At 69.2% G+C, this 14,677-nt stretch carries 14 protein-coding genes; 7 read left to right on the top strand and 7 right to left on the bottom strand.

What is annotated here, in order from left to right:
* Positions 1–82 precede the first annotated feature (82 nt).
* From EXW95_RS12285 to EXW95_RS12305, 5 genes are all read left to right on the top strand, one after another.
* A complete protein-coding gene (locus EXW95_RS12285; RefSeq protein ID WP_174367682.1) occupies positions 83–1,120 on the top strand; it encodes a GNAT family N-acetyltransferase in 1,038 nt (345 codons plus the stop codon).
* On the top strand, positions 1,117–2,103 hold the full coding sequence (locus EXW95_RS12290; RefSeq protein WP_174367683.1) for a GNAT family N-acetyltransferase: 987 nt from the start codon (positions 1,117–1,119) through the stop codon (positions 2,101–2,103). Before EXW95_RS12285 ends, EXW95_RS12290 begins: the two co-directional genes overlap by 4 nt.
* A 222-nt stretch (positions 2,104–2,325) precedes the next feature.
* The gene (locus EXW95_RS12295) at positions 2,326–3,057 is read left to right on the top strand and encodes a GNAT family N-acetyltransferase (RefSeq protein ID WP_254605604.1); all 732 of its coding nucleotides are present in this window, start codon (positions 2,326–2,328) and stop codon (positions 3,055–3,057) included.
* Between the two features lie 137 nt (positions 3,058–3,194).
* The gene (locus EXW95_RS12300) at positions 3,195–3,899 is read left to right on the top strand and encodes an arginase (RefSeq protein WP_174367684.1); all 705 of its coding nucleotides are present in this window, start codon (positions 3,195–3,197) and stop codon (positions 3,897–3,899) included.
* Positions 3,900–4,060: 161 nt separating this feature from the next.
* Complete coding sequence (locus tag EXW95_RS12305; protein ID WP_174367685.1) at positions 4,061–4,564, top strand: hypothetical protein; 504 nt, start codon at positions 4,061–4,063, stop codon at positions 4,562–4,564.
* 169 nt (positions 4,565–4,733) lie between these two features.
* On the opposite strand, the gene EXW95_RS12310 is transcribed toward EXW95_RS12305, so the two are convergent.
* From EXW95_RS12310 to EXW95_RS12340, 7 genes are all read right to left on the bottom strand, one after another.
* Entirely contained in the window at positions 4,734–5,093 is a 360-nt protein-coding gene (locus tag EXW95_RS12310; RefSeq protein ID WP_174367686.1) for an ArsC/Spx/MgsR family protein, read from the bottom strand.
* 153 nt (positions 5,094–5,246) lie between these two features.
* Positions 5,247–6,239: a Holliday junction branch migration DNA helicase RuvB gene (gene ruvB, locus EXW95_RS12315; RefSeq protein ID WP_174367687.1), complete on the bottom strand. Its 993-nt coding sequence runs from the start codon at positions 6,237–6,239 to the stop codon at positions 5,247–5,249.
* Positions 6,240–6,296: 57 nt separating this feature from the next.
* On the bottom strand, positions 6,297–6,998 hold the full coding sequence (locus EXW95_RS12320) for an SCO family protein (protein WP_174367688.1): 702 nt from the start codon (positions 6,996–6,998) through the stop codon (positions 6,297–6,299).
* A gap of 150 nt (positions 6,999–7,148) precedes the next feature.
* Positions 7,149–9,605 carry a cbb3-type cytochrome c oxidase subunit I gene (locus EXW95_RS12325; protein ID WP_174367689.1) on the bottom strand — a complete coding sequence of 819 codons (2,457 nt, stop codon included), beginning with the start codon at positions 9,603–9,605 and terminating at the stop codon, positions 7,149–7,151.
* The gene (gene coxB, locus EXW95_RS12330; protein WP_217449193.1) at positions 9,602–10,825 is read right to left on the bottom strand and encodes a cytochrome c oxidase subunit II; all 1,224 of its coding nucleotides are present in this window, start codon (positions 10,823–10,825) and stop codon (positions 9,602–9,604) included. Before coxB ends, EXW95_RS12325 begins: the two co-directional genes overlap by 4 nt.
* 274 nt (positions 10,826–11,099) lie before the next feature.
* The gene (locus tag EXW95_RS12335; protein WP_174367691.1) at positions 11,100–12,032 is read right to left on the bottom strand and encodes a heme o synthase; all 933 of its coding nucleotides are present in this window, start codon (positions 12,030–12,032) and stop codon (positions 11,100–11,102) included.
* Positions 12,029–13,012, bottom strand: a complete 984-nt coding sequence (locus EXW95_RS12340; RefSeq protein ID WP_174367692.1) for a COX15/CtaA family protein — start codon at positions 13,010–13,012, stop codon at positions 12,029–12,031. The genes EXW95_RS12335 and EXW95_RS12340 overlap by 4 nt, the downstream gene beginning before the upstream one ends.
* Positions 13,013–13,183: 171 nt before the next feature.
* On the opposite strand from EXW95_RS12340, the gene EXW95_RS12345 reads away from it, so the two are divergent.
* Both EXW95_RS12345 and panB read left to right on the top strand, forming a co-directional pair.
* Positions 13,184–13,663, top strand: a complete 480-nt coding sequence (locus tag EXW95_RS12345; protein WP_174367693.1) for a DUF420 domain-containing protein — start codon at positions 13,184–13,186, stop codon at positions 13,661–13,663.
* A 192-nt stretch (positions 13,664–13,855) separates the two neighbouring features.
* Positions 13,856–14,677: a 3-methyl-2-oxobutanoate hydroxymethyltransferase gene (gene panB, locus EXW95_RS12350; protein WP_174367694.1), complete on the top strand. Its 822-nt coding sequence runs from the start codon at positions 13,856–13,858 to the stop codon at positions 14,675–14,677.

Consider the following 14,677-nt stretch of genomic DNA (forward strand, 5'->3'; position numbering starts at 1 on the left):
GGGCACGCGCCGGATACGCGGCGGGCAGGCGTAGGCGTGCTGGCGGATGCGCCTCCGGCCGGGCGGCTCGCATGATGGGCGCATGACCGACCCACAGCCCTTCACGCTGCGCGAGATGCGCAAACCCGACGATTTCGCCGAGATCGCGGCCCTGCTGAGCGCCGCCGATCCCGACTGGCCGGTCACGGCCGAGATGCTGGTCACCTGGGACGAGGCGCACGACCCGGCGCTGTACCGCCTTGAACTGCTGGCCGAGCAGGGCGGGCGGATCGTGGGCGTCGGGAACGTCGGGCACGACGATTTCGCGTTCGAGGAGTGGCGGTACTTCGGGGGGCTGACCGTTCACCCGGACGCGCGCGGACAGGGGATCGGGACGGCGCTGTACGACGCACTGACAGCGCGGCTGCGGGAGCGGGGCGCGCAGGACATCCGCACGATGCTCAGCGATCAGGACCACGACGCGCCGGGCCGGGCGTTCCTGGCCGCGCGGGGGTACGTGCGCACCTGGGACCGCTATGAGTCCCGCCTGCACACGGTCGACGCCGACCTGGGCGCCTTCGACGACCTGATGGCGGCCGTGGCGGCGGACGGTGTGGAGCTGCGGTCCATCGCGGAACTGGCGGGCGATCCGGAGCGGAACCGCAGGCTGTGGGAACTCGACTGGCGCCTCTTTCAGGACGTGCCGATGGGGCAGACCCTCACCCGGCGGCCCTTCGAGGCGTGGGTGAAGCAGGAACTGGACGACCCGACCTTCAGCCACGAGCTGTCCTTCGTGGCCCTGCGCCCCGACGTGAACGACCCGGAAACCGGCCCGTACGTGGGCTACAGCACCCTGATGAGCAACCCGGCGGGCTTCTTTGTCATCGGCATGACCGGCGTGCGCCGCGAGGACCGCGGGCGCGGCGTGGCGAAGGCCCTGAAGGTCGCCGCGATGCGCGCCCTGGCCGCCGCCGGGGGCGGCGAGATCCGCACCTTCAACGACCCGCCCAACAAGGCCATGCTGGGCATGAACCGCGCGCTGGGCTTCCGGCGCGGCCCGACCCGCAGCCGTTACGAACTGCACCTGGACCCCGTGACCGGGGAACGGCGCCCCGTGCCCGTGCCTTCGGAGCTGGCGTGACCACCCCGCGACCCTTCGCGCTGCGGCCCGCCACGGACGCCGACCTGGGCGCCCTGGCGGACCTGCTGAGTGCCGTGAATCCCCGCCACCCGCAGACCGCCGACTCGCTGGCGCACGACCTGCACTCGCTGCGGGCGCACCCGCTGGGGCTGCACGTCGCGCAGTGGGTGGCGCACACCCCGGACGGAACGCTGCTGGGCGCGGCGTCCGCGTTGCAGTTCGGCGGGATGTACCACCCGGACCGCTACCACGCCGAGGTGGCGGTGCACCCCGACGCGCGCGGGCGGGGCGTGGGGACCGCACTGGCGGCGCTCATGGACGCGCATCTGCGCGAGCGGGGCGCGCGTGAGGTGCTGGCCGGGGCGTACGAGGACGAACCGCTCAGCCTGCACTTCCTGACGGCGCGGGGGTTCCGGGAGGTCATGCGGTTCTTCGACAACGTGCTGGATATGGCCGACTTCGACGCGGACGCATGGACGGACCGGGCGCCCCTGCCTGATGGGCTGCGAGCCGTGACCCTGGCCGACCTGAGCGCCGAACTGGGCGAGGACGCCGCCCGGCGCGCGTTCTACGCGGGCTGGCTGGCCGCGCGGGAGGACGTGCCCCGCACCGCCGCCGCGACCCCGGTCGCCTTCGAGGACTTCCTGACGCGCCTGGACCGGCCTGAGACGATGCCCCACGGCACGCTGCTGGCCGTCACCCCGGCGGGCGAGGTCGCGGCCCTGTCCGAACTGCACCGCGACCTGCACGACCCGCAGCGGCTGAACACCGGCCTGACCGGCACCACCCGCGCGTGGCGCCGCCAGGGGCTGGCGCTGGCCCTGAAGGTCGCCGCGCTGCGCGTCGCCCGGGACCTGGGTGCCCGCGAGGTCTGGACCGGGAACGCCACCACCAACGCGCCCATGCTGGCCCTGAACGACCGCCTGGGCTTCCGCCCGCGCGTCGCGTGGGTCGAGATGCAGCGCGGTCAGGTGGACGCATGATCACCGTCACGCCCATTGCCGAGCACGAGTGGGACGCCGCCGCCACCATCCTGACCGGCGCGAACCCGAACGACCCCCTGACCGGCGAGGACCTGCGCCGCCAGATGCGCGAACAGCAGGACTGGGGATACGGCTGGGCCGTGCTCGTCGCCCACGAGGGACCGGAGGTGCTGGGCGTCGCCGTGTACTACCAGAACCCCGGTGCGTTCCACCCGGACCGTTATGGCCTGGACCTCGCCGTCGCGCCGCACGCACAGGGTCGGGCGCGCGGGCGCGGCCCTGTGGACGGCACTGGACGCCGCCCTGCGCGCCCGGAACGCCGAATCCGCCCGTATCCTCGCCCGCGAGGACCACCCGGTCGCGCCCGGTTTCCTGACCCGCCGGGGCTTCAGCGGCGACAAACGGTACTTCATGTCCGCCCTGCACGTCCCGGACTTCGACCCCGCCCCGTACGCCGCGCTGGAAGGCCGCCTGCACGACCAGGGTGTCCGCATCCGCAGCCTCGCCGAGTTACGTGCCGCAGGTACACCGGACCTCGCGCGGCGGCTGCACGCCCTGATGAGCGACGTGCGCCAGGACGTGCCGCGCGCCGAACCCGCCACGCCTCTGAGCTTCCAAGTGTTCGAGGACGCCGTGCTGGGCGACCCCGGCCTCCTCCCCGACGCGTACCTGATCGCCGAGGTGGACGGCACATGGGCAGGGCAGACAGCGCTGTTCCGCAGCGACGCCAGCCCCGACCTCCTGACCGGCCTGACCGGCGTCACCCGCCCTTGGCGCGGGCAGGGGATCGCCACCGGCCTGAAACTCGCCGCGATCCGCGCCGCCCGCACCCTGGGCGCCACCACCATCCGCACCGACAACGCCAGCGACAATGCCCCCATGCTCGCCATCAACGACCGCCTGGGCTTCGTCCGTGATCCCGCCAGCGTGTCGTACGTGATCTGCTTCAGGTGAGGGGGAGTGGGCAGTGGGTTGTGGGGAGTGGGTCGGCTTGACCTGAGCGGGTACGCCGCGCACACGCTGTTGACCATCCGCCATCCGCCATCCGCCATCCGCCATCCGCCATCCGCACATCCGCGTAAGCTGGACCCGTGCTGCTGAGTATCGACTGGGACGCCTTCTCGGGGACGCGTGAACTGGTGTTCGACGCGCCCATCTGGGGCACCCGCGACCGGGAGGAGGATCGCCTGGACGCCTGGACCGCGCGGGTCCTGAAGCGTGGCGGGGACGCCTGGACAGCGCTGGAAGCCGATTTCCCGCTGTACCCCGGCTGGGAAGCCCTGCGTGCGTATGCGGGCGTTCCGGCGTTCGTGACGCTCAGTCACGCGGACGCGTGGACGTGGCTGGAGCAGTACCCGGGTCTGGACGTGCTGAACCTCGATTCGCACCATGACCTGGGCAGCCGCAGCGGCGACCCCGCGCGGGTGCGGCCCGGCAACTGGGCGGGGCTGGGGCTGGCGCGCGGCCTGATCCGCACGGTCACGACGCTGTACCCGGACTGGCACGCGGACCTGCCCGTCGCCGAGGGTTTCGATCTGGACCGCACGCGCGGTGAGATCCGCGACCTGCTGCCGCCCGCGCTGCTGGACCGCGTGACCCTGACCCGGCAGGCCCGGCGCGGCGCGGCCCTGCCCGACCCGGCCTGCGTGACCAGCGTGCTGCTGGTGCAGTCCCCGGCCTGGACGAACCCCGCGCATGACCCGGCGTTCCTGGCGCTGGCCGCCGACCTCGGCGCGCACACCCTGGTCCCCCCGTACCCCCGAATGGGGAGAGGGGAGAAGTCCGTTCGATCTTAAGCGGCCCGCGTGCTATCCAGAAGGGACGCCGAGGGCCGCACGCCGCACGCAAGTCCCACCCCGCCCGCACGCGACACACCCGAGAGGGGAAGGTCAGCCCGTCCGCTGTTGCGTACAATTTTTCATGAAACCCCGCGCTTCACAGGAGTGCCCCCGTGACCATGCACCACACTGAACACACCACCCAGATGTCCTACCAGGTCGGCGCGTTCGCCCTGATTCACCACCAGGGGGGGTACCTGATCACCCGACCCGTGCACCCGCTGCAGCCCGGCGCGCAGGGCCTCCCCGGCCTGATCCTGAACGCCGAACCCGGCAGCAACCCGGTCGAACTGCACCTGCGCCGCGTGATCCGCGAGCAGATGAAACTGGTCGTCAGTGACCTGCGCCTGGTCGGGTCCTACGTGGCGCGCGGCACGCAGGGCGGTCACGGCGACGCCCGCCTGCACCTGATTTTCGGCACCGAGTACAGCGCCGGGATTCTCGACCCGGACCCCGCGCAGTTCACGGTCGCCGAGTGGATTCCCGGCACGGAACTGCTCGAACCGGGTGGCGCACCCGAATGGCTCCAGGGTGCCGTGCGCGAGTACGAACTCGTCAGCCCGGCCCCCGAACCGGCCGCGGCAGCCCCACGCTCCCGCCTGGGTTTCATGCGCCGCCGCTGAACGCCGCGCGGCTCATACGGACTCCGATTGAATGGCTTACAAAGCCGTTCAATCCGAGCGGATGCGACTCGTAGAGCTGCCCCGCAGAGGAGGAGAGAAACGGGTTCCGGGCGTGGAGCTGACAATCCGGTGTAGTTCCGGGTTGTCAGCGAAACCAACGGAATCCGGATCAGCCGCCCGCCACCATCGCCTTCCAGCCCTCGGTGTCCTCACCGACGGTCAGGTGCTTCCCGGCGCGTACCAGTGGCAGCCGCAGCAGTTCCGGATCGTCGATGATCTTCGCGATCACGCCGTCCTCGGTGGTCCGCAGGTACGCGAGGTTGCTGCGCTCGTACGCCTTGCCTTCCAGGTCCAGCAGGGCGTTCAGGCCGAACTTCTGCACGAACCGGCTCAACTCACCCTTGGCGATGGGCCGCTCCTTCAGGTCCACGAAGTGGATCTTGATCTTGCGTTCCTTGAAGAACCGCTCGGCGGCGCGCGTCTCCTTGCTCTTGCGCGTGCCGAATACCTGAACCTGCAACTCGCTCATGCCTCAAGTGTAGGGGAGGGGCAGTGGGGAGTAGGAAGTGGGCAGTGGGTTGGTCGGAGGTGGGCGGGCACGTCGCCCGTCTGCATTCAGCCGATGCGGGCGTGATCAGCCGCGATCCACTCACCCCTCACTACTGCCCGCTCCCCGCGTTCCTCAGTTTGCGTAGAAGCCGAGGTCGTGGTCGCCGCTGACGGGTAGGCCCAGGTGGTCGTAGGCGTGCGCGGTGGCGACGCGGCCCCGGGGCGTGCGCTTGATGAAGCCGAGCTGGATCAGGTACGGCTCGTACACGTCCTCCAGGGTCAGGCTGTCCTCGCTGATCGCGGTGGCGAGCGTGTCCACGCCGACCGGGCCGCCCGCGAAGCGGTGGATCAGGGTTTCGAGGTACTTCTTGTCGCGGTCGTCCAGACCCGCGCTGTCCAGGCCCAGCTTGTCCAGCGCGTCCTGCGCGCGGGGCAGCCCGATGGTCGTCTCACCCGCCACGTCGGCGTAGTCGCGCACGCGCCGCAGCAGGCGCTTGGCGATGCGCATGGTGCCGCGCGCGCGGGCGCCGATCTCGACGGCGGCGTCCTCGTCCAGCCCGAAGCCCAGCAGGCGGGCGTCGCGCAGGAGGTTCACGCCGATCTCGTCGGGCGTGTAGTACTCCAGGTGCTCGATGATCCCGAAGCGACTGCGCATGGGCGCCGTGATCAGGCCGGGGCGGGTGGTCGCGCCGACAAGCGTGAAGCGCGGCAGCGGCAGCTCGATGGTCCGCGCGGCCGGGCCCTGCCCGAGGACGATGTCCAGCTTGAAGTCCTCCATGGCGGGGTACAGGTGTTCCTCCGCGACGCGGCCCAGACGGTGGATCTCGTCGATGAACAGCACGTCGCCTTCCTCCAGGCTGTTCGTGAGGATCGCGGCCAGATCGCCGGGTTTCTCGATGGCCGGGCCGGAGGTCACGCGGATGTTCACGCCGAGTTCCGCGGCGATGATGTGCGCCAGGGTGGTCTTGCCCAGGCCGGGCGGGCCGAACAGCAAAGTATGGTCGAGCGCTTCCTTGCGGCCGCGGGCGGCCTGGAGGTACACGCCGAGTTTCTCCTTCAGTCGCGCCTGCCCGACGTACTCTGTCAGGGTCTTGGGCCGCAGGGCGGCGTCGAGCGGTTCAGTCATAACAGAGAGTCTAGCGCAAGTTCGCTGTCAGCGGAATATGGGCGGGCCGTTTCAGCCTCAGCTCCCCGCGTACAGCCGGATCAGACCCGGCAGATCCCGGGCCAGCGCGCCGCCCACCACGTCCAGATTCCCGTACACCCGCACGAAACGGCCCTGACCATCCACGACACTCACCTGATCCCCGTGAATGCGCGCCGCCACCGCCGCGCCCGCGCCCACCGCCTGCGCATTCGCCGCGCCGCTGGACGTCTGGCCCTGCGGGGCGGTCATATGCGCGCTGTGATCCTCGGCGGGCATGGGCGCCACGTTCGCCACGAACATCTCCCGCGCCGCCTCGTCGATGACCGCCGCCTTCCCCGTCAGGCCCGTGAACGCCGGATCGAAGCGGTTCAGGTACTCACGCACCACGCCCGGCGTGTCGTGCGCCGGGTCCACCGTGACGAACTGCACCTGCACCCGCGACCGCTGCTCCTCGCTCAGCGCCGCGTAGGTGTTCTTCAGGACCGCCAGTGTCGCCGGGCACACGTCCGGGCAGCGCACGAACCCGTAGAACACCAGCCGCACCCGCCCATCCGCGGCCGCCAGCGTCGTCGCCTGCCCCCGATCATCCACCAGCGCCAGGGCCGGCAGGGCCTTCGGCTGATCCAGCGCCTCGCCCGCCGACACGCCCGGCGCCGCCCGCCGCATCACCAGCAGTCCACCCAGCACCGCCGCCACCACCAGCAGCGCCGCCGTCACCCATTTCGACACACCCGTCATGCCCGCAGGGTAGGGGAGAGGCGCGGGGTGACGTGTCCCCAGACAGGGGAGTGGGGAGTGGGGGACGACGCTGGCGGCCTCGGACGGTTGACCTCACACAACGCGAAAGGGACGCCCGCTCAGGCGTCCCCCTCTGTCTTCCGCGCGGTGTTACCAGGCGTAGAAGATCGCGACGATCAGCAGCCACACGACGTCCACCAGGTGCCAGTACAGGCTGGCGGGGGTGATGGAGCCGTGGTTGTACTTGTCCATCTTGCCGGTCAGGGACTGGTAGAAGGGCAGGGCGATGCCGGTACCGCCGATCAGGATGTGCAGACCGTGCAGGCCGACGATGGTGAAGAAGCACGCCTGCCACAGGTTCTGCTTCCAGTCGCTTTCCACGCCGAACAGCGTGAACTCGTACACCTGGAAGATCATGAAGATCGCGCCGAGCAGCAGCGTGACGAACATGCCGATGCGGAAGCGGGTGAGTTTACCGTGGTGGTTGTCCTGCTCGGCGCGGTGAATCACGAAGGAACTCGCGACGAGGACCAGGGTGTTCAGCGCGGCCAGCCAGATGCTGGGGCGCAGCGCGGGCGGCTCGGCGGCGCCGATCACGCGCAGGTACGCGTACCCGGCGATCAGCACGCCGAACAGGCCGACTTCGCTGATGATGAACCACGCCATGCCCATGAAGCCGTTGTCGTACTTCGTCAGGTGATGGTGCGCGACCGGCACGGCGTACTCGCGGGTGCCGGCCCACTTGAACAGGCTGTACAGGAACACCGGGAAGCTGAGGTACAGCACGACGGTGGCCAGCTTGAACGCGAAGCTCGCGTCGGCGAAGGGCTGCAGGCCCTCCGTGGCGGAGTAGTTCGTGAACCAGCCGAAGCTCAGCCCGTAGCCCATCAGCAGCAGGCCGACGGCGGTCATGAACGGCCAGATGCTGTCCTGCGGCAGGTGGATGCTCTTGGGGTCCACGGGCGTCAGGGTCTGCCCGCTCTGCTCCCAGTCGTACAGGGGACGCTCGGTGGGGAAGGTGGTGGGGAAGTCGTGCGCGAAGTTGTAGGGCTTGGGCGGGCTGTCCGCCGTCCACTCCAGCGTGAAGCCACCCCAGGGGTTGGCGGAGGCCGTGGCGGGCTGACGGAAGCTCTGGAGCATGTTCCACACCCACACGATGCCGCCGGCCAGCAGCGTCAGCGCGCCCAGGGTGGAGATGAAGTTCAGTTCCGTCCACGCGAAGTTGCCTTCGGGGTAGGTGTAGTAGCGCCTGGGCATGCCCAGCAGACCCAGGATGTACTGGGGCAGGAAGGTCATCCACGAGCCGATCATGAACAGCCAGAAGTGCGCCAGGCCCAGCTTCTCGCTCATGAAGCGGCCGGTCATCTTCGGCCACCAGTAGTACAGGCCGCCCATGGCCAGGAACGCCGTGCCGAACATCATCACGTTGTGGAAGTGCGCCACCACGTAGTACGACATCGTCACCTGGTAGTCGAAGGGAATCAGGCCCAGCGACACGCCGGTGATCCCACCGATCAGGAAGTTGAAGATGAAGCCCACCAGCCAGTAGGTGGGGGACTTCATGATGATCCGCCCGCCCCACAGCGTGCCGATCAGGTTGAAGATCTTCACGCCGGTCGGGACGGCCACGATCAGGGTGGCGATCATGAACGCGATCTGCCACGCCTCGGGCAGACCCACGGCGAACATGTGGTGGACCCACACCAGCAGGCTGACCAGCACGATGCCCAGGATCGAGTACACCATCACGCGGTAGCCGAACATGGGCTTACGGGCCATGGTGCTGGCAATTTCCGCGCCGATGCCCAGGTAGGGCAGCAGCATCACGTACACCGCCGGGTGCGAGTAGAACCAGAAGAACTGCTGGAACATCACGGGCACGCCGCCGATACCGGGGTTGAACATGCTGATGCCCAGCTTCAGTTCCAGGTACGTGACGAGCGCCGCGGCGGTCAGGCCGCCCAGGGACACCAGCTGCAGCATGGAGGTCGCGAAGATGCTCCAGGCGAAGATCGGCATCTGCCACAGGCTCATGCCGGGGGCGCGCATGTTCACGACGGTGGCGGCGAAGTTGGCGCTGCCCAGCAGGGACGCGATGCCGTTCAGGGTCAGGGCGACCATCAGCACGGCCACGCCGGTCTGGTTCGCGTCGACGCTCAGGGGGTAGTAGAAGGTCCAGCCGACGCCGGGCGCGCCGCCGTTGGCGAGGCCCAGCACCACCAGGATCAGGCTGAAGATGAACAGCCACACCGCGAAGGTGTTCACGCGCGGCAGTGCCACGTCCCGCACGCCCAGCTGCAGCGGCAGGAACCAGTTCCCGAAGCCGAACAGGCCGATCGGGATCAGGAAGAAGAAGATCATCAGCGCGGCGTGCATGGTCAGCACCTGGTTGTAGGTGTTGCCCACCAGGAAGGTGTTGTCCGGTATGGCCAGCTGAACACGGATCAGCACCGCGAGGATCCCCGCGATGGCGAAGCCCAGGATGCTGGTGGCGATATAGAGCGTCCCGATCTTCTTGTGATCGGTCGTCATCATGTAGTCCTTCAGGACGGCCCAGAGGCCCGGACGGGCCCCGGACTCCTGAACGGGGGCGTGCTGAACGGTCACTGGGTGCCTCCGTCAGGCGCGCCGTTCACGGGCGTGCCCTTCCAGTAGTCCGCTTCCTCGGGCAGCTTGAGGCTGCGCAGGTACGCGGCGATGTCGTCGATCTCGGCGTCGGTCAGCGTGCCACCCTTTTCCATCTTGCCCTTGACCATGTACTCGCTACCGTCATAGGTGGGCATCAGGCTGCCGGGCTTGACGCGGGGGCTGTTCTTCAGCCAGTCGCTGAGTTCCCTGGCCGCCTTGGGGTCCTCCCACTGCGCAGCGGTCATGGCTTCCCACATGCCGGCGCCCAGGGTGCGGCGCGTGCCGAAGAAGCTCAGGTCCGGGCCGACCGCACCGGCGGCGGGCGTACCCTGCACGCGGTGGCAGCTGGCGCAGGAGGTCGCGCCTGTGCTGGCCTTACCCTGCATGAACAGGGTGTACCCGCGGGCCTCGGCGCTGCCGGGGGCGGGTTCGGGAGCGCGGTAGGCCTTCATGGCGGCCAGGGTCGCGTCGTAGCGAGCCTGATCCAGTGCGATGACCTTGTAGCGCATGTTGGCGTGGCTGGCACCGCACAGCTGCGAGCAGTTGCCCTGGTACGCCCCGGCGCGGTCGGTGTCGACCTGCCAGGTCTTCTTCACGCTGGGCATCGCGGCGCGCTGACCGCCGATGTTCGGCGCCCAGAAGCCGTGAATGACGTCGCCGCTGGTCATGGTGAGCGCCACGGGCTGCTTGGTGGGCATGATCATCTCGTTGCCGTTCGTGACCACGCCGCCCGCGTCGCTGGTGGTCTCGGGGTACGCGAAGTTCCACCAGAACTGCTTGGCGAGCACGTCGATCTTCGTCGCCTGGTCGGGCGTGGGGTTCAGGACCGCCATGCTTTTGACGGTCAGGACGCTCAGCAGGATCACGATCACGACCGGCACGGCGACCAGGATGGTCTCGAGCTTGTTGTTCCCGTGGAACTGGGCGGGCGGCGCGTCGTGCCGGTCCTCACGGAACTTCTGCACCGTGTAGAACAGCGCGTAGGACACGCCGATGAAGATGATGATGGACAGAGCGATCGCCCAGATGCTCATCCACCAGACTTCCCGGTTGTACGCGGACGCCATGTCCCCGATGCTCAGGGACTGGTTCGTCTGCTGGCAGCCGGTCAGCAGGGTCGCGCCCAGGATCGTCAGGCTGGGCAGGACCCGTCGGCCCCGCCTCCGTGTGCCGCTGTTGCGGTGTGTGATGGTATTCAACGTCACTCCTTTCCTCTGCTTGCAGTCTAAAGCGTCACGCGGGCGCGTGGAACGCGTGGGCCGCCGCTCGCGGTCAGCGCTCAAGCTTCCGCCCACATTCTACCGACCGGTCAGGCATACCCCCCATGAGAACAGATGAGGCGCGGGCAAGTGTCCTGACCCTCCCAGTCACCCGCTATCATGCTCCATTCCGGTCCAGCACGGGTGGGAACCGCACCCACATGGACGCGGCCCCCGCACACCTGACGGTGCGGGGGCCGCAGACAGCAAGCCCTCAGCCCAGGGCCGCGAAGATCATCCGGTCCGCCGCTGCCGCCACGAACAGCAACGCCAGGTACAGCATCGAGTACAGGTACAGCGGCACCGCCACCTTGCGTTCCACGGCCTTCCCGGCCATCACGTGCCGGTACAGCCGCCACGACAGCACCAGCAGCCACCCGCCCAGCCCGGCGGCCGCCACGAAGTAGATCGCCCCGACCTCCCGGAAGAACACGGGCATGACCGACAGGACCACCGTGTAGATCGCGTACAGGCCGATCTGCGCAACCGTCAGCCGGTCACCGTGCACGACGGGCAGCATGGGAATGCCGACCTCGCGGTATTCCTCCTTGATCATCAGCGCCAGCGCCCAGAAGTGTACGGGCGTCCAGAAGAAGATGATCGCGAACAGGAACCACGCGAACAGGTTCAGGTCCCCCGTCACAGCCGCCCAGCCGACCAGCGGCGGGAAGCACCCGGCGGCGCCGCCCAGCACGATGTTGTGCCAGGTGTTGCGCTTGAGCAGCTGCGTGTACACCACCACGTACGTCAGGAAGCCCGCGAGGCTCATCCACGCACTCAAGGGCGTGGCCCACACCCACAGCATGGCGAACGACAGGATCTGCAGCGCCCCGCCGAACGCCGCCGCGTCCCGCGTACTGATCAGGCCGCTCGTGGTGGGCCGCTGGGCGGTGCGGGCCATCTTCAGGTCGATGTCGCGGTCGATGATCATGTTGAACACGCCCGCCGACCCCGCAGACATGTACCCCGCGAGACTCACGACGACCAGCAGCCACAGGTCCGGCACGCCCCGCTCGGCCATGAACATCGCCGTGACGGTCGTCCAGAGCAGCAGGCTGATGACCTTCGGTTTGGTCAGCGACAGGTAATCCCGCCACGTCGCCCGGGCGGGCACGCGGTCAGCGGGGATGGGATCGGAAGTCGTCATACGTTCACCCCTACCCTAGCGCGCCCCTGCACCGACAGACCCGTCAGCGCGCGGTACACCAGCATCACCAGCGCCAGCCACAGGCCCAGCGCCAGCAGCAGGTGCACCAGCTGCATCCAGCCCGGCGCTTTCAGGATCACGTTCGCGAAACCCGCCACCATCTGCGCGGCCAGCAGACCCCACACCACGGCGCTCCAGCGCTGCACCCCGGCGCCCGGCCGCTCGCGGCGCAGGAACACGCCCAGCCACACCAGGAACGCACTCGTCAGCACCGCCAGCATCGGGTGAACCACGCGCAGGTTCTCGATGATCGAGGCCGTCACCGCGAAGTCACGCTTGACCGTCTCGATGGGCGTGCTGCCGTCCGCCGGGAGGAACAGCAGGTCCCCCAGCGCCGTCACGGCGCCCGCCATGCCCAGCACCAGCATCAGGCCCAGGCCCACATAACTCCAGCCGCCCACCAGCCCCTGACGGCGCAGCCGCAGGCCCGGCGCGCCGCCCGCCCACAGCGCCGTGAGCAGCAGCGCCGCCAGCAGCAGGAACGTGTTCGACAGGTGAATGCCCTGCACGAACCCACGCGCCGGGTCGGTACTGTCCGCCGTGAGGCCCAGCAGCACCTGCGCGGCCCCCACCAGACCCTCGAGCAGGATCAGCCCGAACGACACCACCGCGCCCAGCCGCGCCGGGTGACCCCGCGGCACCGCACGGAACGCCACGACGATCAGCGCGATCGCCAGCAGGCCGCTGGCCATGCTCGTCAGGCGGTGGCTGTACTCGATCACGGTATGCAACGTGGGGCTCTGCGGGACCACCACGCCGTTACACAGCGGCCAGTGATCCCCGCAGCCCGCCCCGGCCCCCGTGATGCGCACCACCGCGCCCCACAGGATCACCAGCACGTTATAGATCAGCGCCGCCCACGCCAGCCGGGGGAGCCACACGCCCGCGCGGGCGCGCGGAACTGTCAGCGTTCCACTCATCGTCACCATCCTCGCCGCCCGTCAGGCCCGGCCGCAGGGGCCAGGGCGGGGGTCTCTCGCCCGGTATTCTATGCGTGCCCCCCCGCTGAGAATTGTCCCCCCACCCCCGGCGGACGCACACCCCACCCCGGACACCTGACCTTCGGCCACGCCCGTACACTGGGCGGGACTATGGCGGAAACCATCAACCAGTGGGCGGTCATCACGATCATCCTGAGCGGCCTGGCGCTGTGCGTGGGCGTGTACCTCATCAAACGCGGGCTGAAAGAAGCCCACATGAAAGCCATGATCGTCGCCAGCACCCTGGCCACCATCTTCCTCGTGCTGTACCTGACCCGCCTGGGCCTGGGCTACGAGAAGAAATACGCCGGGCCCGAGGAGTGGCGCGCAGCGTACTTCGTGCTGCTGATCAGCCACATCATCCTGGCCGCCGCGAACCTCCCGCTCGCGCTGGGCGCCCTGTGGAACGCGTACAGGGGCCTGCGGGCCGCCGGGAACCTGAACAACATCGACCTGCCCGCCGCGCGCGGCTACTTCAACAAGCACCGCGCCTGGGTCCGCTGGACGGTCCCGGTGTGGCTGTACGTCGCCGTGACCGGCTGGATCATCTACCTCGTGCTGCACAGCTACGGCGAGGTCATCAAGAACTGACGCCGCAGGCACCGATCAGGGGGGCGGCCTGACCGGTCGCCCCCCTGCCGCAGCGCACCCCACCCGGCTTCCGCACGAACTGCGCGCCATGAACCTCACGGACATCGGGGACTGAACCGGACGCAGACTCCCGCCGCCTGTTCCCTGCGCCGGTCACCGTTCCCCTCCCGCGCGCCCTGCTACGCTCCGGGCATGAAACGCAGCATTCCGGAGTTGCAGCACTCCGCGCAGCCGCTGGTCATGGTGACCGCGTACGACTACCCCGGCGGGAAACACGCGCAGGCCGCTGGCGTGGACCTGATCCTGGTCGGGGACAGCCTGGGGAACGTCGTGCTGGGTTACGACAGCACCGCGCCCGTCACGCTGGGCGACATGATCCACCACGCCCGCGCCGTGCGCCGCGGCGCCCCAGACACGTTCATGGTCGTGGACCTGCCCTTCGGCACGTACCACACCGGCGTGCAGGACGCCATGCGCAACGCCGTGCGCGTCATCCAGGAGACCGGCGCGGACGCCATCAAGATGGAAGGCGCCACCCCCGAGATCCTGCAGGTCGTGCAGACCCTGACCCGCAACGGTATTCCCGTCATGGGCCACGTGGGCCTGATGCCGCAGACCGCCACCGCGCAGGGTGGCCTGCGCGTGCAGGGCAAGGACGACGCGGGCGCCCGCGCCACCCTGGACGGCGCCCTGGCCCTGGAGGACGCCGGGGCGTTCAGCGTGGTCCTGGAAGCCATCCCCGCGCGGCTGGCGCGCCTCATCAGCGAACGCCTGACCGTCCCCACCATCGGGATCGGCGCGGGCGTGAACTGCGACGGGCAGGTGCTCGTCACGCACGACCTCCTGGGCATCTACGAGGGCGAGGAGAAGAAGATCGCCCGGCGCTACGCCGAACTGGGCCGCGCCGCCCGCGAGGCCATCGCCGCGTACGCCGCCGACGTCCGCGCCCGCGAATTCCCCACCCGCGACAACGCCTTCGTCATGAAAGACGACGTGCTCGACAAGCTGTACTGA

Source organism: Deinococcus sp. JMULE3 (assembly GCF_013337115.1).
In the GTDB taxonomy this organism is placed as follows: domain Bacteria; phylum Deinococcota; class Deinococci; order Deinococcales; family Deinococcaceae; genus Deinococcus.

What these genes read in the sequence shown, in the direction of transcription:
- EXW95_RS12285 (WP_174367682.1), top strand. Translation starts at nt 83, where the DNA reads ATGACCGACCCACAGCCCTTCACGCTGCGCGAGATGCGCAAACCCGAC.
- EXW95_RS12295 (WP_254605604.1), top strand. Translation starts at nt 2,326, where the DNA reads ATGGCCTGGACCTCGCCGTCGCGCCGCACGCACAGGGTCGGGCGCGCG.
- EXW95_RS12305 (WP_174367685.1), top strand. Translation starts at nt 4,061, where the DNA reads ATGCACCACACTGAACACACCACCCAGATGTCCTACCAGGTCGGCGCG.
- EXW95_RS12310 (WP_174367686.1), bottom strand. Translation starts at nt 5,093, where the DNA reads ATGAGCGAGTTGCAGGTTCAGGTATTCGGCACGCGCAAGAGCAAGGAG.
- ruvB (WP_174367687.1), bottom strand. Translation starts at nt 6,239, where the DNA reads ATGACTGAACCGCTCGACGCCGCCCTGCGGCCCAAGACCCTGACAGAG.
- EXW95_RS12320 (WP_174367688.1), bottom strand. Translation starts at nt 6,998, where the DNA reads ATGACGGGTGTGTCGAAATGGGTGACGGCGGCGCTGCTGGTGGTGGCG.
- EXW95_RS12335 (WP_174367691.1), bottom strand. Translation starts at nt 12,032, where the DNA reads ATGACGACTTCCGATCCCATCCCCGCTGACCGCGTGCCCGCCCGGGCG.
- EXW95_RS12340 (WP_174367692.1), bottom strand. Translation starts at nt 13,012, where the DNA reads ATGAGTGGAACGCTGACAGTTCCGCGCGCCCGCGCGGGCGTGTGGCTC.
- EXW95_RS12345 (WP_174367693.1), top strand. Translation starts at nt 13,184, where the DNA reads ATGGCGGAAACCATCAACCAGTGGGCGGTCATCACGATCATCCTGAGC.
- panB (WP_174367694.1), top strand. Translation starts at nt 13,856, where the DNA reads ATGAAACGCAGCATTCCGGAGTTGCAGCACTCCGCGCAGCCGCTGGTC.